The organism is Streptomyces sp. NPDC042364 (assembly GCF_056437585.1).
The window spans coordinates 13666-33761 of record NZ_JBWKAJ010000038.1 but is presented as its reverse complement, the minus strand read 5'-3'; the positions used below and the strand labels follow the sequence as shown (position 1 = coordinate 33761).

Here is a 20096-nt window from a genome sequence, read left to right as displayed (position 1 = left end):
GGCGTGCCTGCGTCAGTTCGCCTCCGGCCCGAACCGGCGCCTGTACGCCGACGGGGTGATGCCGGTCTCGCGGCGCATCAGCATGCGCAGATTGGCAGCGGTGCCCAACCCGCTGCGTCGCGCGACCACCTCGAACCGGGACTCGCCTCGCTCGATCAACCGGCACGCCAGGGCGAGCCGTTCCCCCGTCAGCCACGCCAGCGGTGTCGTGCCCAGCTGCGCCCGGAAGCGGCGGTGCAGCGTCGCCGGGCTGACGGCCGCACGCGCCGCAAGGCCGGACACCGTGAGCGGGGAGTCCAGCCGTTCCTGAGCCCAGACCAGGACGGGCGCCAAGGACTCGTCCGGCAGGTCGGGCATGGGACGCTCCACGAACTGCCGCTGCCCACCGTCCCGGTGGGCAGCGAAGACCAGCCGCCGGCTCACGGCGTTGGCGACCTCGGCGCCGTGGTCGCGGCGGACCACATGCAGCCCGAGGTCGAGCGCAGCCGCGCTCCCCGCCGCGGTGAGGATGTCACCGTCATCCACGAACAGCACGTCTGCTTCGAGCCGGACAGAGGGGAAACGGGCCCGGAACGAGTCCGCCCACTGCCAGTGCGCGGTGGCCCGCCGCCCGTCGAGGACTCCGGCCTCGGCCAGTGTGAAGGCGCCGCTGCAGAAGCCGACCAGGCGCGCCCCACGGGCGTGTGCCCGGCGGACGGCGTCGAGCACGGCGGGGCGGCGGGGCACTTCGGTGTCCGGGCGGTTGGGGACGATCAGGGTGTCCGCCGTGTCGGCCGCTTCAAGGCCGGCGACCCCCGTGAGCGTGAAGAATCCGTCTCGCATCAGGGTGCGGGGCTCGGGGGAACAGAGCCTGAAGTCGTAGAGGTCACGGCCGATCTCCGGCCTGCTCAGCCCGAAGACCTCGGTGGCGCAGCCGAGTTCGAAGGGGTTCGAGTTCTCGTCCACGATCACGACGACCCGGTGTACGCCCGCCGCGCGAGCCGGGTGCGAGGATTCTTGCGCCATATGCGATTCCTAGCACTCACGGCGGCCGTGCGATACGGCTCACGATGAGTCCATGAGCAGCGAACCCATCTTTCTGAGCCAGGCTCTGGCCTCGTTCGACAGCCTGTGGAGCCCCCGGATCGTCACACGCGTCAACGACCACGACGTCCGCATCGCCAAGGTCGAGGGCGAGCACATCTGGCACGTCCACGATGACACCGACGAGTTCTTCCTGGTGCTCGACGGCGAGTTGCACATCTCCTTGCGCGAGCCCGACGGGGAGCGCACGGTCCTGCTCCCGCGGGGGGCGGTCTTCACCGTCCCCCGAGGCACGGAACACAAGCCGTCCGCTCCGTCCGGCGCCGCGATCCTCATGTTCGAACCCACCGGGACACCGACCGTGGGCGACCGCCACGACGACATCCCGGAGCACGTCGACTCGACGACCGGACACGCACTCGGCATCTGACCGCAGCCGCCGCGCTTCCGGGTGCCCGGCGCGGCGGCGATGCCTTGCCGTCCACCCCGGACCCCGAAAGCTCCGCCGGGCGCCGCGGAGGCGTCCCCCGACAGGCCCGGGCCCTCATGACGAGCGGGCGATCTCCCCCGCCGTTCCAGGGCCGATCGATGACGGCGAGCAGACCAGGGTCTGTCGTTCGGGTCGGGTCACAGGGCGGCGACGGGGCCGGTCGGCGCCGGTGAGCGGGGTCCGGTGGCTGCGGCTGCCACCCGGAGCGGCCGGGAAGATCGACTTTTCGGGTGTCTGGCCCTGATGTGTCGGGGCTTGTCGCCACCCCGGTGGCATGAGCGGTCCGGCGTCGGTTTAGCATATGAGCGCCGCCTAGCTCGAAAGATAAACCTGTGACTGTCAACGAGGACTCGTTCACCCTTTGGAAGCACCGCGAGGAGATCGCGGAGTCGATGATCCCGATCATCGGGAAGCTGCACCGCGAGCGGGACGTCACGGTCCTGCTGCACAGCCGCTCCCTGGTCAACAAGTCGGTGGTCAGCATCCTGAAGACGCACCGTTTCGCCCGGCAGATCGCCGGCGTGGAGCTCTCGGTCACCGACACGCTGCCGTTCCTCCAGGCCCTCACCGACCTCGACCTCGGGCCTTCCCAGATCGACATCGGCCTGCTCGCCGAGGCCTACCAGGCCGACGACCGGGGCCTGTCGATCGCGGAGTTCACCGCCGAGGCCGTCGCCGGTGCCACCGGTGCCAACAAGATCGAGGGCGGTGAGGGACGCGACGTCGTCCTGTACGGCTTCGGTCGCATCGGCCGCCTCGTCGCCCGGCTGCTCATCGAGAAGGCCGGGTCCGGCAACGGGCTGCGGCTGCGCGCCATCGTCGTGCGTGGCGGCGGCGGCCGGGCCCCCGAGGATCTCGTCAAGCGGGCATCGCTGCTGCGCCGTGACTCGATCCACGGCCAGTTCCAGGGCACGATCACGGTCGACGAGGCGAACAGCACCATCGTCGCCAACGGCAACACGATCAAGGTGATCTACGCGGGCGACCCGTCCGAGGTGGACTACACCGAGTACGGCATCAAGAACGCCATCCTCATCGACAACACCGGCAAGTGGCGCGACCGCGAGGGCCTGTCGCAGCACCTGCGCCCCGGCATCGACAAGGTCGTCCTGACCGCGCCGGGCAAGGGCGACGTCCCGAACATCGTGCACGGCGTCAACCACGACACGATCAAGCCGGACGAGCAGATCCTGTCCTGCGCGTCCTGCACCACCAACGCGATCGTGCCGCCCCTGAAGGCCATGGACGACGAGTTCGGTGTGCTGCGCGGTCACGTGGAGACCGTCCACTCGTTCACCAACGACCAGAACCTGCTGGACAACTACCACAAGGCCGACCGCCGCGGCCGCTCCGCGCCGCTCAACATGGTCATCACCGAGACGGGTGCCGCCTCGGCCGTCGCCAAGGCGCTGCCCGACCTGAAGGCCCCGATCACCGGCAGCTCGATCCGCGTCCCCGTCCCGGACGTCTCGATCGCGATCCTCAGCCTGCGCCTCGGCCGGGAGACCGACCGCGAGGAGGTCCTCGACTACCTCCGCAACGTCTCGCTGACCTCGCCGCTCAAGCGCCAGATCGACTTCACCAACGCTCCCGACTCGGTCTCCAGCGACTTCATCGGCTCCCGCCACGCCTCGATCGTCGACGCGGGCGCCACCAAGGTCGACGGCGACAACGCGATCCTCTACCTCTGGTACGACAACGAGTTCGGCTACTCCTGCCAGGTCATCCGGGTCGTCCAGCACGTCTCCGGAGTGGAGTACCCGACGTACCCCTCCCCGGCGGTCTGACCGACCGGACGCGGGTCCCGCCACGCACGGGGCCGGGTGGACGAACAGTCCGCCCGGCCCCGTGGGGTCTCCGCGGGCCGACGTCCTCGCCGGCCCCGGGATCCGCGCCCGGACGATCTCTGGGGACGAGCGTGCATCCGTCGTCCCCAGCGTGGCACTTGCAGTGCCATGGACTGGACGAGGCGAGGAACAGGAGCAGTCCGGCGGCACCTCGAAGCCGCCGTGCAGGCGGTACGGCGCGCCTGGTCGGAGCCGGGCCGCGAGCGGGACCTGATGGCGCAGGCCGGGAAGGCCGCGCTGGCCGCGTGTGTGGCGTGGGCCGTGGCGGGCTGGTGGCTGCGGGCGCCGATGGCGTTCGTCGCGCCCTGGTTCTCGATCGTGCTGGTGGAGTCGACGGTGTACCGGTCGGTCGCCCACGGTCTGCAACAGCTGGCGGCGTTCGCGGTGGGCACGGTGGCGGCGACGGCCGGTGCGCTGCTGCTCGACGGCACCATGGTCGCGATGGTCCTGGTCCTGCCGGTGGTGCTGCTGCTCGCGCAGTGGCAGCGGCTGGGCGCACAGGGCGTCTACGCCGCGACCGGCGCCCTGTTCGTGCTGACCGGCGGCCACGTCACCCTGGTCTCCGCCGGCGCGCGGATCGCGGAGGCGGTCTTCGGCGCCCTGGTCGGCATCGCGGTCAACGCCCTGATCCGTCCCCCGGTGTATCTGCGCGACACCCGCGCCGCCCTCTCCGACGCCGCCCGGGAGGCGCAGGCCATCCTGGAGGCGGTGGCCGACGGACTGGCCGACGGCACCTGGGATCCGCACGCGGCCGGGGAATGGCACGAACGTGCCCTGCGCCTGTCCCGCCTCGTCGACCAGGCCCGGTCGGCGATCGGCTGGAGCCGGGAGAGCATGCGCGTCAACCCGCGCGGCCGCAGCACCCGTGCCCTCGCACCGCCCGGCCGGGCCTACGACGACGCGCTCACGGTCCTCGACCACGTCGCCGTGCACACCGCGGGTGTGACCCGCACCGTGCTGGAGACCGCCGGCCACGAGACCCGGCCGGCCCGGCCCGCGCCGGCGATCACCGGCCCGTACGCGGACTTCCTGCGCCACACCGCCCGCGCGATCGGACTGTACAGCCGGGCGCGGTTCGCCACGACCGGCGGCGACCGCGACGCCGACCTGGCGTTGCGCGAAGCCGTGGAGGAGCTGTGCCGCGCCCTCGACGACCTGCACCGCCGGCTGCCAGACGCCGTACGCGACGACCCGGACGCCCTCAGCACCCACGGCACCCTGCTGGCGCAGGCCCGCCGCCTGGCCGACCAGCTCGTCCAGGGGTGAGCGGGCCCCGGTCACACGGGCCGAGGGTCACAGGGCCGCCGGTCACAGGTCGATGATCACCAGGGCGGTGTCGTCGGTGGCGCCGCTCGCGGGGAGCAGATCCAGCAGGAGAGCGTCGGCCAGGGCCTCGGCGTCGGCCCGGCGATGGCGGGTGAGGGCCTCGGCGAGGCGCGCCAGCCCGGTGTCGATGTCCTCGGTCCGCCGCTCGATCAGCCCGTCCGTGTACAGCACGAGGGTGTCGCTCTCCGTGAAGCCGACGGTGGCCTGCGGGCGGGCGGCGGGTTCGGGGCGGGCGCCGAGCGGCGGGTCGGTCGCCCGGTCGAGGAAGGTGACCGTGCCGTCGGCGGACAGCAGGGCGGGCGGCGGATGGCCCGCACTGCTGTAGGTGACGGTGTGTTCGGTCCAGTCGATGCAGGTCTGGACGACGGTGGTGTTCTGCGCGCCGTCCACGGAGCCGGCGTACAGACCGAGGGCGTCCAGCGCCTCGGCCGGACCGTCCGCGACGAGGGACGCGGCACTGAGCGCGCTGCGCAGCTGACCCATGACGCCGGCGGCGGCGAGGCCGTGCCCGACGACGTCGCCCACGGCGACCCCGATCCGGTCCTCGCCCGGCATGTCCACCAGGTCGTACCAGTCGCCGCAGACGTTCAGCGCGCCGATGGCCGGCCGGTAGCGCACGGCGGCGCGGTGGTGCCGGACCGGGCTGGGCGCGGGCAGCATCGCCCGCTGCAGGGCGAGGGCGACCTCGCGCTCACGGTCGTGCGCCCGGCGGAGCCGTTCGTTGACCTCCTGCAGCTCACGGCCTCGGGTGTACAGCTCGGCCTCCAGCACCTGGGCCCGGTCACCCACGGGACGGGAACGGGCCCGGATCAGCTCGGTGACCTCCTCCACCTTGTGGATCAGCAGCACCACGCTGCCGTCGGGGCCGAGGAGAGGTGCGTTCACCGGGCTCCAGTACCGCTCCTCCCACTCGCCGGGCCGCTCCGCCGACTCCACGTCGTACCGTTGCAGCGCCATCGCGTCGCGTTCGCCGCTCTCGACCACCCGGGTCAGGGAGGCCGCCAGGTTCCGCATCCCGGTGGCGCTCGGGTCGGTGGGGTTGTCGGGGAACACATCGAACAGGTACCGGCCGACCACCTGCTCCCGGGTGCGGCCGGACTGCCGCAGGAACTCCTCGTTCGCGTCCGCGTAGATGAGGTCGGGCGTCAGCAGCGCCACCATGCCGGGCAGCGCCCGGAACACCGCCGCATAGTCGGTCTCCGTCTCCGCCATGGTGCGCCGCCTCAGCGTTCGTCACAGTGCTGCGATCTCCACCATAGGATCTCGCGCCCGGGACGGCTCGTCTGTCGTCACAAGAGAATCCGCAGATCACGCACCGCTTCCCGAGGACGACACACAGCCACCGGGGTCGGGAGCTCGCTCTCGCGGAGCTCAGCACGGCCTGCGCCATTCGTCCAGCTCCGGCCGTTTCACCATCGAGGACAGCCGCAGCCGCCGGGACTCCGCGCAGAAGCTGCTCCTCGGTTCGGTGTACTCGACGTGGAACACGGCCTTCCCGGCGGCGATGAACGGGCTGAGGTCGGCGCACTCGTCGTACTGGGCGCACTCCTCGTTGACCGCGAAGTCGAAGTCGGCCAGGAGCTGGGGGATTTGGGGGAGGTCGTTCTTCAGGCCCACCGACAGACCGCGCTCATGGGCGATGTCGGCGATCATGCGGTTGTAAGCGAGCTGGTCGCGTGCGGTGAGCGGGAAACCGGTGTCGTTGCCGTAGCCCTCGACCAGGTCGGGTTCGACCGCGTCGAAGCCCTTGTCCCGGCACATGTCGAAGCGCCGTTCCATGAGCGGCCGCAGGACGTCCAGGCGCCGGATGTCCAGCCATCGTTCTCCGGCCCAGCCGTTGGGCTCGCCGAGCACCGAGCGCGGGAAGGCGTCCTTGTCGGGCCGGAAGTCCTCCCAGGCGCCGACGTTGACGTAGCAGATGACCTTGCGTCCGTCGCGGTGCAAGCGGGCCACGTCCGCCGCGGAGTTCTCGAAACCGTCGATGTCGTAGACGGGCACGTCCGCCGAGGGGTCCACCTTGCCGTTCAGCTGCCACTGCCAGGCGAGCCCGGGCCGGGGCCGCCACCGCTCCCCCGCCGGGCCGGAGGATGCCGTGCCGCGCCCGTCGGCCGGACGGTCCGGGCTGCCGGTGCAGCCGGCGAGCGCCACCAGGGTGGCCAGCAGGGTCGTGTACGCCAGTGCCGCCCGCCTCATCGCCCGGTGGTCCCGGTCAGCGCGGGCGTCAGCCGGGCCCACGGGTTGGGTGGCTCGCCCGTGACGGGACCGCAGACGCCCGCGCCCCGCTCGTGGGCGGTGCGTACGGCGAGCGGCACGAGCGCCTCGGGCACCCCGTAGACCAGGTGGCACAGCCGCTCGGGTGGGTGGCGGGCGGTCCATGCCGGGCGGCTGAACGACGCCACGTACGTCGACCAGTGGCCCTCGAAGGTGACGGTCAGGTCGGCGAGGCGGGCGTAGCCGGGCGCCGGATGGACACCGGGGTTGAGGACGACCGTCTCCGTGCCGAGCCGGCGGAGCGCGCGTACCAGCCGGCGACAGGCGGGCAGGCCGTCCGGTGTGGCCGTCACCTGGTCGAGGAAGCAGCCGTCGGCCGCGTACCACTCCCGGTGACGGCGTACGTCGTCGGCGATCGCGGCGCGGTCGCGCACCCCGTAGTCGGTGTCGACGTAGCCGAGGAGCCGGGCCCCCGCGGCGCGCAGCGCGGTGGCGGCCGCCCCGAACGCGGGGTCGGGGCGGTCGCCCGGCCCGTTGGCCGGGTTGAGGACGACCGCGTAGGTGCGGGTCGCGGCCGTGATCAGCCGGTGCCAGGCCCCCGGGTCCTCGGCCGGGTTGACGTAGAGCGGCACGAGCAGGCTCACCGGTCGCCCTCCCACAGCGCGGTCAGGGCGTCGTCGAGGGAGTACACCGGCCGCCAGCCCAGCGCCTCCTCGGCGGCGGTGATGTCGGAGCACTGCCACGACACGTGGGCGGACCGGACGGACCCTGCCACGGCCTCTGGTCCGGCCGATCCCACCGGACCGGCGGGACCCGCCGAACCGGGTGAGCCCGCCGAACCGGCCTGCCCGGCCGGGCCGAGTGGCTCCGCCGGACCGGCGAGACCCGCCGGGCAAGCCGAGCCCGCCTTCCCCGCAGGACGGTGACGGGCGGAACCGGATGATCCGCCCGGACCCGCCTGGTCCGCCGGATCAGGCGAACCCGCGGAGCCGAGGTGAGCCGCCGAGCCGCGAGCCCCTGCCCCGGCCCCGGCCCCGGCCCCGAGGACCGCGTCCCCTTGGCGAAGCGTCCCGTCCATGGCTCCTGGACCGAGCGGCCCGGCCGGCGCCGCCCCGGCCGGACCCGTCGGACCGCCCTGCCCCGCCGCGTTCTCCTCGATGCGGCCCCGGAATCCGGCCCTGTCGGCCAGGAGGCGTACCAGGTCGCGCACCAGGACGGCGTGGCCGCCGCCGATGTTGAGGATCGGTGGCAGGGGGCCCGGTGCCGTCGCGGCGAGGACGGCGGCCCTGGCGACGTCGCGGACGTCCACGAAGTCGCGGTACGCGGAGAGGTCGCCCAGTCTCAGCACCCCCTCCGGGCCGGTGGTGCGGAGCAGTCGGCTGATGCGGCCGGGCAGCCCGCTCGCCGGTGCCCCCGGCCCGACGGGGTTGCCCACGCGCAGGACCACGGCGTCCAGTCCGGAGCCGGTGACCGCGACCGTACCGGCCAGCTTGGTGGCGCCGTACGGGGCGGCCGGACGGGTGGGCGCCGACTCGGTCGCCCGGGTGCCGGGCGCGCCGGGCCCGTACTCGGCGGCCGAGCCCAGGTGCACGAGGCGGGCGCCGGGCGCCGCCTCGCGCAGGGCGGCACACAGGACCGCCGGGCCGCGGGCGTTGACCTCCGCGAGGGTCACGGGGTCGCCGCCGGTGGCACCCGCGCAGTTGACCACGGTGTCCGGCGCGGCGGACGCCAGGGCCTTCGCCAGCTGTCCGGGGCGGACGGTGGCGAGGTCCACGGGGAACTCGGCGGCCGGCGAGCGCCCGCCGCCGAGAACCAGCGCGCCTGGCAGGGTGCGCAGCCGTGCGGCGACATGGCCGCCCAGATAGCCGGTGGAACCCAGGACGAGTATGCGCATGCGGTGCTCAGGCTCCCTTGAGCAGAAGCGATTTGCGGGTGGTGAACTCGGCGTTGGCCCGGTCGTAGTCGTCGGGGCGGCCGATGTCCAGCCAGTACCCGTCGAACTCGTACGCGTGCGGCTGGTTCCCGGCCCTGATCAGGTCCAGGACCAGTTCGTCGAAGCCGAGGGGCAGTCCGGGCGTGTAGCCCTCCAGCGTGGAACGGGACACCCCGTAGACGCCCATGGAGACCCGGTAGTCCATGCTCGGCTTCTCGGTGAACGCCACGACCTTGCTGTCGTCGGTGGTGAGCACCCCGAAGTCGATGTGCACCTTGCGGGCGTATGTGGCGATGGTGAGCGGCGCGCCGGACTCGCGGTGCCGGCGCAGGACGTCGGCGTAGTCGAGGTCGGTGAGGACGTCGCCGTTCATCACCAGGAAGTCGTCGGGGAGCCGGTCGCGCAGGTTGAGCAGCGGGCCCATGGTGCCGAGGGGGCTCTCCTCGGTGGCGTAGTCCACGGTCAGGTCCCACTGGGAGCCGTCGCCGACGTAGGCTCGGATGATCTCGCCCAGGTGGCCGATGGCGAGGGTGCAGTGGGTGAATCCGGCGGACGAGAGCTGACGCAGCACTATCTCCAGGATCGCGTGCTGGTCTCCGATGGGGACGAGCGGCTTCGGCAGCGCGGTCGTGTAGGGCCGCAGCCGGACACCCTTGCCTCCCGCCAGGATCACTGCGTGCATGGTGCTCCTCCTTCAAGGACTTCCAGGGACTTCGTGGACCGTGCGGCCTCGTCGGCCGCGCGGTGCGTGCCGGACGGGAGTCAGATGTTGTAGATGCCGGTCTTGTAGCGGGCGAGGTTGGCCGGGTCGCGGAAGAACTCCACGGTCCGGGCCAGGCCGTCCTCCAGGGAGTGGGCGGGCTGCCAGCCGGTGGCGGCGGTGAGCCTGCCCGCGTCGGCGACGAGCCGCATGACCTCGGAGTTGGCGGGCCGGACGCGGGCCTCGTCCTCGCGGACGTCGAGGCCGGTGTCCATCACCTTGCCGATGAGGGCGACGAGGTCGCCGACCGAGATCTCGCCGCCGGTGCCGGCGTTGAAGGTGCGGCCGACGACCCGCTCCGCGGGCGCGGTGCCGACCGCGAGGAAGGCCTGGGCGGTGTCCTTGACGAAGGTGAAGTCGCGGGTGGGCCGCAGATCCCCCAGGGTGATGGTGCGCTCCCCCGCCGCGACCTGGCCGATGACGGTGGGGATCACCGCGCGCATGGACTGGCGCGGGCCGAAGGTGTTGAACGGCCGCAGGGTCACCACGGGGGTGTCGAAGCTGGCGTGGTAGCTGTCGGCCAGCCGGTCCCCGCCGGCCTTGGAGGCGGCGTACGGGGACTGGGTGTTGATGGGGTGGTCCTCGGTGATCGGCACGGTCTGCGCGGTGCCGTACGTCTCGCTGGTCGAGGTGTGGACCAGGCGGGGGGTGCCGAGGGCGCGGACGGCCTCCAGCACGTTGAGGGTGCCGGTGACGTTGGTGTCCACGTAGCTGTGCGGGGCCTGGTACGAGTACGGGATCGCGATGAGCGCGGCCAGGTGGTAGGCGGTGTCGGCGCCGTCGAGGAGGCTGCGGACGGAGCCGGGGTCGCGGATGTCGCCGAGGACGATCTCCACGTGGTCGAGGACGTCGGGGTGGAGGGTCTCCAGCCAGCCGTAGGAGGAGAACGAGTTGTACTGGGCCATGGCCCGCACCCGGTGTCCGGCGGCGACGAGTGCCTCGGTGAGGTGCGAGCCGATGAAGCCCTCGGCTCCGGTGACGGCGGCGAGCGGTGCGGAGGTCAACGGTGGTGTCCTTCCGGTAGGTCGGATGTGGGGGCTGTGGCGGGGTCGGTGGGGTGGCGCGGAGTTCAGGCGTGCGGCGCGGGCCGGCCGAGGACGCGCAGCGCGCACGCCGACAGACACAGCGCGGCGGCGGCGCAGCCGAGCGGGAGCGCCGACCCGCCGGGGGGAAGGTGCAGCAGGGCGACCGCTCCGGCGCCGCCCGCCGTGGTGAGACAGATCAGGGCCGGCGGCCATGCCACGCCGAACGCCTGGAGCAGCAGCGCGGTCCACAGCACGGCGGCGAGGAGCAGCAGGGGCGCGGGGTCGGCGCCGGTGAGCAGGGCCGCGGGCAGCAGTGGCAGGAGGTAGGCGAGCAGGCACAGGGCGAGGACGCCGGCCGAGCGGAGCAGGAACCCGGCCGGGGTCGCGACGGCGCGGAGGGCGGCGACGGACAGGCCCCGGTAGCGGTAGAGCAGCCACTCCGCCGGTCCCATGCTGACCGTGAGGACGATCACCGCGTAGGGCTCCTCGCGCCCTTCCAGCAGGACGAGCACACCGGCGGCCAGACCGAACAGGCCGTAGGGCAGGGACTGCCGGAGGCGCGGCCGGGTGGCGCCGGGTACGGCGTCGACGGTGAGGGCGGTGCACAGCACCCGGCCGGTGACGGCGAGCGTGGCGGTCAGGGCGAGCGCCGGCAGACCCGCCCGGAGCAGGGGGCCCGGCTCCCACCACGGCAGGACGGCGGCGCCGGCGATCAGCGGGCTGAGCGCGGCGAGCAGCAGGCGTTCCCGGGCCAGCACCAGCAGGACGCCGGCCGCCGCGAGGTAGGCGGACTGCGCGGCGGCCACCAGGATCACCGCTCCGCCCGCGGCGGGCAGCGCGGCGGCGGCCGTGGCGACGACCGCTCCCAGGGGCGCGCCGGTCAGGAGCGTACGGCCCGCCTCGTGCCGTCCGGTCGCCAGGCGCAGATGGGCGCGGTGGCCGAGAGCCTGGCCCCACGCCCAGGACACCAGTCCGGCCACGATCAGGGCGGGGGCGTGGCCGCCCGCGTTCCACAGGGGCGCGGTGAGCAGATAGGCGAGCCCCGGCAGGGCGAACAGCACGCCGCGCAGCAGGCAGCGCACGGTGTCGGGGCGCCATACGTCGGGCTGCGGCGGGGGCTCGGGGAACGTCCTCGGCACCCGTTCGTGGAGTGCGGCGGCCAGCGAGAAGAGGTTGGGGTGGCCGTACCGTTCCTTGATCAGGGAGGCGGACAGGCCCTCGGCCTCCAGGAACGCGGCCACTTCGTAGGGGTGGACGGCCGGGCCGATACGGTCGGCGAGTTCGGCGGCGAGTTCGCTGACCGCCGCCTCGTCGGGTCCCCGGCGCGGCAGCCGGATGGTGAGGGTGGTGTCGTCGGCGAGGGCCCAGCTGGGGCGGCGGCGCGGGCGCCGCCGGTCGTCGAGGCGGATCGCGAGGGTGTCGTGTTCGGCGCCGCCGGGTTCGAGTGACATGGGCCCGCTCATCCGGCCACCGTGCTGATCGCGGTCAGCTCCCCCGGTGGGGCCTGCGCGCCCGTCGGCGCACGGCCCAGGGTGGGCAGTTCGAGGTAGATGGACCGGAAGGTGTCGATGGTCTGGCGGAGCGTGAACTGTTCGATGACCCGCAGCCGTGCCGCCTCGCCCATGGCCCCGCGCCGTGCGGGGTCACGGAGCAGTTCCAGCGCCGCCGCGGCCATCGCCGCCGGGTCGCGCGGCGGTACCACGAGCCCGGTGTCCCCGACGGCCTCGCGGACGCCGCCCACGTCGGTGGAGACGGTGGCGCGGCCGCACGACATGGCCTCGATCAGGGTGAAGGGGAAGCCCTCACTGATGCTGGAGAGCATCACGACGTTGCCGGCCGCGTAGGCGTCCTTGATGTCGTCGACGCGGCCCTCGAAGGTGACGGCGTCCGCGTGCCCGAGTTCGGCGGCGAGGGCCTCGCAGCGCTCCCGGTAGGACTCCCCGCCCTTGGGTGTTCCGCCGAACAACCGCATTCGGGCCTCGGGGAGTTCTGCCCGGACCAGGGCGAAGGCGCGGATGAGCGTCTCCAGGTCCTTGATGGGGTCGACGCGGCCGGCCCAGCTGAGGGTGGGGGTCTGCGGCTCGGGTCCGGCGGGCGGGAACGCGGTGGGGTCGACGCCGTTGTAGACGGTGCGTATGGACTCCGGGTCGGCGCCGCCCTGTTCCTCCCAGAGGCGGTTGTAGCGGTTGCCGGGGGTGATCAGGGCGGCCCTGCGGTAGCTCTCCTCCGCGAGGAGCCGGAAGAAGCCGAGGACGACCGCCTTGACCGGCCAGCGGTAGGGGGCGGTGCGATAGCCGAGATAGCGTTCGCGCAGGTAGACGCCGTGTTCGGTGAGCAGCAGGGGGATGCCGTGCCGGTCCAGTGCGGCGAGGCCGGGCAGGACGGCGACGCCGCCGCTGACCGCGTGGGCGACCCCGGTCTCGGGCGGGGGCGCGGACAGTGGGCGCAGGGCGTGTTCCAGCAGGGAGGTCGCGGTGAGCGCGTCGTGCAGGGTGGGCCGTGACTCGCGCACCGCGAGGCCGGGGCGGTTCCACACCGAGGTCAGCAGGGTGATCGCCCGGTCCGAGCGCAGGAACGGGCTCAGGGCGCCGTCGGCGGCGGCCCGCGCCATCGTGTACAGGGCGGGTGCGAATCCGGGCTCGGCTCGGGGGTCGAGCAGGGCGGTGAGGAACTGTTCGTAGGCGGTGGCGAGCCGGTTGCGGGCGCGGCCCCGGGGCGGGTCGCCCTCCGGCGGGTCGCCCCACATCGGGACGGACAGCACCCGGGAGACATGCGCGGGGAGGTCCCAGACGAGGGGTTCGCGCCCGGTGCCGGTGACGGCGATGACGTCGAAGTCGATATCGGGCATGCCCTGGACGAGCTGGTCGCACCAGACGCTGACGCCGCCGTGACTATGGGGATAGGTGCCTTCGGTAAGCAAGGTGACGCGCGTTGCGCCAGGGTTTCGCGTTCCGTGCGGAACGGGCATCGTTGTGCTCCACGGCCGGGGTGTGGGGTGGTTCGTGCCGCTCCCGGCCGCCGGGGTGGGCGGCCGGGACCTTCGGGCGGTGTGCGCCTCAGTCGTCCTCGGTGGACGTGTCCGCGCCGTAGGGGACTCTCTCGCTCACACCCGCGGGGACACGGGTGTCGGGTGCCGGTTTCGTGGCCTCGCCGGGTTCGGCCGGGGAGACGGTCGGCGCGTCGGCGGAGGACGGCAGGGTGAGGGTGAGGGGTGCGCCGGTGGCGGTGGTCCAGCCGGAGGCGGCGCCCGCGTACGCCTCGCCGAAGGCGGTGCCGCCGAGGGTGGTGCCGGTGGGGAGGGTGGCGGTGACCGCCGCCCCGTCCGGGGCGTCGACGGTGACGGTGGCGCCGATGCGGTAGGCGGTGACGTCGCCCGACCGGAGGGCGGCCTGCCAGGCGGCCCGGCGCTGGAGTTCGGCGCCGATGTCCTTCATCCGCAGGTTGACCACGGGGGTGTTGTCGGCGAAGAGGGCCGCGTAGCCGTCGAGGACTCCGCTGAGTACGGGGTAGGCGATGCGGTCCTCGGCGAGGTTGGACTGGTGGATGAAGTGCGGCCTCGGGTCGTTGGCGAGGACGTGGCCGAGGGCGATCCGCTTCTCCAGGGGCACGATGACCTGCTCGTAGCCGGTGGCCGTGTCCAGTGGCGCCGTGAGGCAGGTGGTGGTGGCCGGGTTGTCCTCGCAGATGCCGCTGCCGCCCTGGGTGCGGCTGGTGTAGATCCAGTTGTACTCGTCGACCTGTTCGGCGGCGCGGCCCGCGTTGTAGAAGACGTTCATCGGGTGGCGGGGCACGGTGGTGGCGGGGCCGACCTGACGCTGGGCGGGCTCGCGGGAGTTGTCCGAGCCGAGCCAGGCGATGTCGTTGTCGTCGACGGCGAGCGCCAGGTTGGGGTTGTCCTGGGGCTGCTGCGGCAGGACCTTCATGCCGGAGTGCTCACCGGTGACCAACTCGCCGTTCTCCAGTGGCAGTCCGTTGATCTGGCCCCAGACGCGGTTGGTGGCGATCTCGTCGGAGATCTCGTTGCGGCTGACCCAGCGGGTGGAGCCGTCGGCGTTGGTCGCGCACTTCCACGGGACCACGGTGGTGTCCTGGACGCAGCCGAGGAAGGGGTGCGAGTAGGTGTGGTTGATCCAGCGGAACTTGTTCCGCTGCGCGATCAGCCGGTCGGCGAGGGCGTCGGTGCCGTTGTGGTCCTCGCGGTGGTCGACGCTGCCGGCGCCGTTGTACGCGAAGTCCAGGGTGAAGTTCTTCTGGTCCTGCCAGGTGACGGCGTGGTCGACGTCGCCCGGTGTCATGCGGATGGGGTCGGGCTGGGCGTTCGGGTCGGTGCAGTCGACGTCGCCGGGTGTGCAGTTGAGCTGGGTGTTCCAGCGGTCGTCGGCGGCGAACACGTCGTCGACGTGCACGGCGAAGTAGTTCCGGGACGCGCCGAGGTGCACGCCGCCGGTCATCCACTCCACGATGCCGCGGGCCAGCAGCCGGAACTGCTGCTGGTACCGGTTGTAGACGAAGGTGACGACGAGTTCGCGGCGTCCGTCGTGCCGGTACTCGCCGACCAGGGTGCCGCGCGCGGACTGCCCGGGGATCGCCGCGTCCACGTACGGGGTGAAGTCGGCGCCCGTCACGGGCCGCGACAGGTAGGCGTAACTCTCGCCGATGGCGGGGTCGTTGTCCTCGAAGGGCACCGCCCCGTCCAGGTAGCCGAACGGGCCCGCCTTCCCGGCGGCGGTGACCTGGGCCTCGGCGCCGTCGAGGCTGCCGGAGTAGCCGCCGTACACCGGGTACTGGAGTCCGGCTTCCGGGCGGGCGTAGGTGTAGGCGTCGACCTGGGGTATCTCGTACGTCTGCTCGTAGGCGACGAGTGCGGCCATCTCGGCGGAAGCGGCCGGGAACGGGTTGTCGTTGGGCAGGACGACGGCCTGGAACCTGGCGCGTGGGCGTCCGTCGACGGTGTCCGCGAGGAAGCCGGCGTCGATGACGGGCCGGTCCGGTCGAGTGAGGTCGACCTCGGTGTACGGCGTCCCGGCCGCGGTCAGTTCGGCGGCGATCGCGTCGGTGGACGGGCCGCCGTCGCTCACCACCAGGACCCGTAGGTCGATACGCGGTGCGATGTCGTCGGCCTGCGCCGGAGCGGCGGGCAGGCCGAGCGCGGCGATGAGCGCGCCCGCCGTGAGCACGGCGGTGCGTAAGGTCCGCTTCATGCGGTGAAGTCCCCTCCCCGGGCAGGGGTGAGCACGCCTCTCCTGAGCGGACGCACCCCCTTGCGTGACGCCGGCATCCCCCTCAGAAGCCAGTCGTCGACGCATCCGTCGCGTCACATAGTGGTGCCTGTGTGGAGCTTTTGTGGTCATGCGGCGAAACATGACGGAAAAGCGAAGGTGTCCAACCGGAACCACATGGAACCGAATGAGCTGTTTTCCCGTCGGCGGCGAAGCGACCGAGGGCGGTGCCCGGATGACCATGAGCGCCCGGCGCGCTGGTCCGGGCCCCCGCACGCGCACCGGCGGGCCGTTCGGGCCCGCCGGCGGGACTATCAGTGGTCCATACCGCGATATGTGCGTGATCGCAGATCATTTCAGGTCACGCCCCCCGCGGATGCCCACATCCTGGACGGACCGTCAGGCGCAGAGGACCCGCGTCTGAGGCGTGTAGACCGGGCCGCCGCTGGTGTTCGCGGTGTCGCTGAACTCGGCGTAGTAGTACGAGTAGAAGCCGATGTTGCCGTTGCAGCCGGAGTCGGCGGCGATCTGGAGGGTCAGCGTGACGGTACGGCTCTGACCGGGCGGAATGGTGGCGCCGTAGTTGGCTCCGAGGTTGGCGGGACCGGTCCCGGTACAGGGGGTGGCGCCGGCGGCCGTGGCCAGACTGCATCCGGTGAAGGTGTACTTGAGGTCGGGGCGCTGGGTGGTGAGCCAGGTGGGCTCGATGGTCTGGTACACGAACCAGATGTCGTAGGTCTTGTTGTTCGTGATCGTCATCGACAGGTTCACCGTGCCGCCGGGCGTGGTGGTCGCACTGTCGGTGGCGAACGTCAGTTCGGCCGGCGCCGGGTCGGCGCTCGCGCCGGGCGCCATCCCGAAGACGGTGAGGGCGAGGGCGAGGACGGCGCCGAGACCGAGACGTCTCATCAGTGGTGATCGCATGGCCCGGGAGGCTAGGCACACGACGAGCGGCCCGTCTCCCCCACCGCGAGCGCGCCGGAGCCCCGGCGGCCGAAAGTGCATGCGACGTGAAGGTGGCGTGATGAATGTGCGAGGCATCCCTGCACCGGCCCATAGACGCAGGGTGATGAGCATGTCACGCAGGGCTCGGGCGGGGGCCGTGAGGGAGGGGCGGGGCGTGATGGCTCCGGGGCGGCATTGGCGTGTTTCGAACCGTATGGCCCGCCGTCCGGCACGGGGGCTCACGGCCGTCGGCCGCTTTCCGGTCCCTCACGCGGCGCCTTCGGGCCGCCGTGTGAGGGGCCGGAAGTCGTCTGTGGGAACCCCCGCCCCGTTGATGGGACGCCGCATCGCCTGTTCCATGACCCCTGGCCGGCGGTCGACAGCCGCCGGACAGCCGACTCCGTGGGGGGAGACAGTGCGTCAGCGCAGAGCACGTTCCGGGAGATCAGCAGGGTTATCCAGCGCACGACGAAGCGGTATATCGGGTGCGGCGGCGCTGTTGGGCGTCGCCGCACTCGTCGTGTCGGCGGTCCCCGCCGGCGCGGCGACCGGGGAGGACACGCCGCCTCCGGCCCCCGGCGAGGTGGTGCCGGGCCAGCGGACGGCGACGCCCGCGCTGGTGGACGACATCTGGGAGCGGGCCCCGGCCGCCCGAAGCGCGGCGGACGCCGCGCGCGCCCATCTGGCCGCCGAGCGGGACCGCTACCGCATCGCGAACCCGGTGCGCGACCTGGAACCGGCCGGGACCACCAGGACGGACGACGGGCGGGAGACCGTACGGCTGCGGCAGCAGCACCGCGGCGTGCCGGTGCTGGGCGGCCAGTACGTCGTCCGTATGGAGAAGGGAGACGACGGCCGGCGGATCGTCACCGGCACCTCGGGCAAGTACTTCACGGGGCTGCGGACCGACACCACGGCCGAGGTCGACGACGCACTCGCCGTCGAACGGGCGGTCGACGCCGTACGGTCCGATCTGGACGCCCGGGACTTCACCGCGTTCGAGGACGTCGACGAGGACACGGCACCGCTGACCGGAACCTCCCACGGTCTGGTCGTGCTGCCCGCCGGCGCGGGTGTGCTCACCCGGCACATCACCGTGCGGGGCCGGAACCCGGCGGGCGGCGAGCCGGTGCTGCGCGAGGTGTACATCGACGCGCGCGCCGGATACCCGGTGCTCCAGTACAGCGGTATCAAGACGTTCGGCACGCCTCGTACCACGCCTCGCACGGCCGGGGCGGGGAAGGCGGCCGGCCGGGCCGCGCGGGCGGCCGATCCGGCGGGCTCCGGCGTCAAGCTGGACGGGAAGTCCGTGGAACTGCGGGTCGGGCAGGACGAGATCCAGGGCATGTACCTCCTGCGCGACCACTCGCGGATCCAGAACGACTCCGGCGACTTCCTCGGCACCTGGGACGCCAGGGGCCTCGGGGTCACGGACGTGGCCGGTGTGTGGCCGCCGGAACTACCGCTGTTCTCGTCGCCGACCCCGGCCTTCGGCTCCGAGGCCACCGAGGCGGGCGCGGTGGACGCGCACTGGGCCGCCGGGCAGGTGTACGACTACTTCAGGAACCGGCACGGCCGGGACAGTCTCGACGGACGGGGCATGTCCGTCCACTCGCTGACCGGGGTGACCGACGGCGGGCAGCCGTACGTGAACGCCTTCTGGGACGGCCAGAAGATGGTGTACGGCAACGGTGACGCGGAGTACCGCCCGCTCTCCGCGGGACTGGACGTCGTGGGCCACGAGATGACCCACGGTGTCGTCGACCACTCGGCCGGCCTCGTCTACGCGGGCCAGTCCGGTGCCCTGAACGAGGCGATCGCCGACTACTTCGGCAACGCCATCGAGACGGACGTCCACGGCGTCTCCATGGACGACCCGACCGCGGGCCTGCTCGGCGAGCGGCTGTGCCGTACCAGACCGGCGGGCGAGTGCGCGTTCCGCGATCTGAACGACGGGCGGACCACCGCCAGGTCGTTCCTCGGCGTCGGCTTCGGCACCGACAGCGGGGGCGTGCATCTCAACTCGACGATCTTCTCGGGTGCGTTGTGGGACATCCGTGAGGACCTCGGCGCCGCGCGCGCCGACCGGATCGTGTACCGGGCGCTGACCGACTACCTCACCCCGCTCGACGGGTTCACCCAGGGCCGGGACGCGGTGATCGCCGCCGCGAAGGACCTGGGCGTCACCGGGCAGGACCTGACGGCCGTGCGGCGGGCGTTCAACGCCCATGGCATCGTGCCCAACTGGGAGCTGGCCCTCGGTGTCGACTCCGACACGCTGCTCGAACGCGTCAACACCGCCGACACCCGCCTGGGCGCCGGCGGCGACTGGTGGGCGGCCGCCTCCTCCAACGAGGACGGCACGGAGCCGTACTCGGTGTGGGCGGGGCGCACGGACGGCACCGGACGGCTGAAGCTGATGAGCCCCAACGACGGCCGCTATCACGTCAATCCGGCCACCGACGGGAAGACGGTGGTGTGGCAGGCCCACGGGTCGAACGGCATCGACATCCTCGCGCGGCCCCTCGCGGGCGGGCCGGTGAAGGTCCTCGCCCACCACCGGAGCATCGGGCGCGCCCTGGACGTCGACGGTGACGTGGTCGCCTACGCCTACAGCAACCACGGCGGGCGTGCCGCCATCGCCTATCTGAGTCTGAAGGACCCGGCGGACAAGGTCTCGCGCGGCGGGGGCACCTACCGCCGGGCGACCTGGCCGTCGCTGAGCGACGGCAAGCTCGTCTACCAGGACCGGCGGCGGGTGGCCCATGTCTACGAGTCCAGCACCCGGGTGATCGACATCGCGACCGGTGAGGAGAGCGTCGTCCAGATCGCCGCACCCGGCACGGGTCTGGGCCCGACGGCCGTAGCGGGCGGGCAGGCGTACTGGCTGCTCGACGAGATCGACGGGAACGGGATGACGGCGCTGCGCCGCGCCGGACTCGACGGTTCGGGCGTCACCGACCTCAGCCCGGAGACGGGTGCGCAGGCGCTGAACGTCTCCGATGTGACGGCCTCCGACGGAGCGGTGACGATGGTCGCCCGGACACCGGACACCGTGCCCCGCAACGAGGCGCTGTCCAAGCTGTGGCAGTTCTCGCCGGACGGCAGCGGTGTGCGCCGGGGCCGGGTCTCCTGCAACCGGGGCGAGCAGCTCTCCGCCGCCGCGGCGCCGGGCACCCGCGTGGTGTGGCTGGACGCGACCACCGGCACCGGTGAGGTGGTGACCCGGGCCAGGCCGAGCGGCCGGTGCGACTGACCGGGCCCCGCGTATGGACTCCGCGCGTCAGGGCACTCGGGGCGCGCGGGGTCCGTGAGGG

The 20096-nt window shown here is 72.7% G+C and carries 14 protein-coding genes and 1 pseudogene; 4 read left to right on the top strand and 11 right to left on the bottom strand.

Features of this window, described 5'->3' with window-relative positions; all coding sequences use genetic code 11:
- Nucleotides 1-12 precede the first annotated feature (12 nt).
- The gene (locus AC067N_RS38020; RefSeq protein ID WP_478683522.1) at nucleotides 13-1005 is read right to left on the bottom strand and encodes a GlxA family transcriptional regulator; all 993 of its coding nucleotides are present in this window, start codon (nucleotides 1003-1005) and stop codon (nucleotides 13-15) included.
- A 52-nt stretch (nucleotides 1006-1057) separates the two neighbouring features.
- Between AC067N_RS38020 and AC067N_RS38015 the strand changes: the two genes are divergently transcribed.
- The 3 genes from AC067N_RS38015 to AC067N_RS38005 all read left to right on the top strand — a co-directional run bounded on the left by AC067N_RS38015 (nucleotide 1058) and on the right by AC067N_RS38005 (nucleotide 4626).
- Nucleotides 1058-1453: a cupin domain-containing protein gene (locus tag AC067N_RS38015; RefSeq protein WP_478683521.1), complete on the top strand. Its 396-nt coding sequence runs from the start codon at nucleotides 1058-1060 to the stop codon at nucleotides 1451-1453.
- A 392-nt stretch (nucleotides 1454-1845) separates the two neighbouring features.
- The gene (locus AC067N_RS38010) at nucleotides 1846-3300 is read left to right on the top strand and encodes a glyceraldehyde-3-phosphate dehydrogenase (RefSeq protein ID WP_478683520.1); all 1455 of its coding nucleotides are present in this window, start codon (nucleotides 1846-1848) and stop codon (nucleotides 3298-3300) included.
- A gap of 168 nt (nucleotides 3301-3468) precedes the next feature.
- Entirely contained in the window at nucleotides 3469-4626 is a 1158-nt protein-coding gene (locus AC067N_RS38005) for an FUSC family protein (RefSeq protein ID WP_478683519.1), read from the top strand.
- Nucleotides 4627-4668: 42 nt separating this feature from the next.
- Here AC067N_RS38005 and AC067N_RS38000 read toward each other — a convergent pair whose 3' ends face one another.
- The 10 genes and pseudogenes from AC067N_RS38000 to AC067N_RS37955 all read right to left on the bottom strand — a co-directional run bounded on the left by AC067N_RS38000 (nucleotide 4669) and on the right by AC067N_RS37955 (nucleotide 16758).
- Nucleotides 4669-5898, bottom strand: a complete 1230-nt coding sequence (locus AC067N_RS38000; RefSeq protein WP_478683518.1) for a PP2C family protein-serine/threonine phosphatase — start codon at nucleotides 5896-5898, stop codon at nucleotides 4669-4671.
- A gap of 159 nt (nucleotides 5899-6057) precedes the next feature.
- Entirely contained in the window at nucleotides 6058-6879 is an 822-nt protein-coding gene (locus tag AC067N_RS37995) for an endo alpha-1,4 polygalactosaminidase (RefSeq protein WP_478683517.1), read from the bottom strand.
- The gene (locus AC067N_RS37990; protein WP_478683516.1) at nucleotides 6876-7541 is read right to left on the bottom strand and encodes a spherulation-specific family 4 protein; all 666 of its coding nucleotides are present in this window, start codon (nucleotides 7539-7541) and stop codon (nucleotides 6876-6878) included. Before AC067N_RS37990 ends, AC067N_RS37995 begins: the two co-directional genes overlap by 4 nt.
- 494 nt (nucleotides 7542-8035) lie before the next feature.
- Nucleotides 8036-8791, bottom strand: a pseudogene (locus AC067N_RS37985) (NAD-dependent epimerase/dehydratase family protein); the annotation flags it as partial.
- 7 nt (nucleotides 8792-8798) lie between these two features.
- Nucleotides 8799-9512, bottom strand: a complete 714-nt coding sequence (locus tag AC067N_RS37980; RefSeq protein ID WP_478683515.1) for a nucleotidyltransferase family protein — start codon at nucleotides 9510-9512, stop codon at nucleotides 8799-8801.
- Between the two features lie 80 nt (nucleotides 9513-9592).
- On the bottom strand, nucleotides 9593-10594 hold the full coding sequence (locus AC067N_RS37975; protein ID WP_478683514.1) for a GDP-mannose 4,6-dehydratase: 1002 nt from the start codon (nucleotides 10592-10594) through the stop codon (nucleotides 9593-9595).
- Nucleotides 10595-10659: 65 nt separating this feature from the next.
- Nucleotides 10660-12078, bottom strand: a complete 1419-nt coding sequence (locus AC067N_RS37970) for a hypothetical protein (RefSeq protein ID WP_478683513.1) — start codon at nucleotides 12076-12078, stop codon at nucleotides 10660-10662.
- Entirely contained in the window at nucleotides 12075-13583 is a 1509-nt protein-coding gene (gene pelF, locus AC067N_RS37965) for a GT4 family glycosyltransferase PelF (RefSeq protein WP_478683512.1), read from the bottom strand. Before pelF ends, AC067N_RS37970 begins: the two co-directional genes overlap by 4 nt.
- Before the next feature lie 88 nt (nucleotides 13584-13671).
- Entirely contained in the window at nucleotides 13672-15816 is a 2145-nt protein-coding gene (locus AC067N_RS37960; protein ID WP_478683511.1) for a hypothetical protein, read from the bottom strand.
- Between the two features lie 417 nt (nucleotides 15817-16233).
- Nucleotides 16234-16758: a hypothetical protein gene (locus AC067N_RS37955; protein ID WP_478683510.1), complete on the bottom strand. Its 525-nt coding sequence runs from the start codon at nucleotides 16756-16758 to the stop codon at nucleotides 16234-16236.
- A 379-nt stretch (nucleotides 16759-17137) separates the two neighbouring features.
- Here AC067N_RS37955 and AC067N_RS37950 point away from each other — a divergent pair, with 379 nt between their 5' ends.
- The gene (locus AC067N_RS37950) at nucleotides 17138-20035 is read left to right on the top strand and encodes a M4 family metallopeptidase (protein WP_478683509.1); all 2898 of its coding nucleotides are present in this window, start codon (nucleotides 17138-17140) and stop codon (nucleotides 20033-20035) included.
- Nucleotides 20036-20096 lie beyond the last annotated feature (61 nt).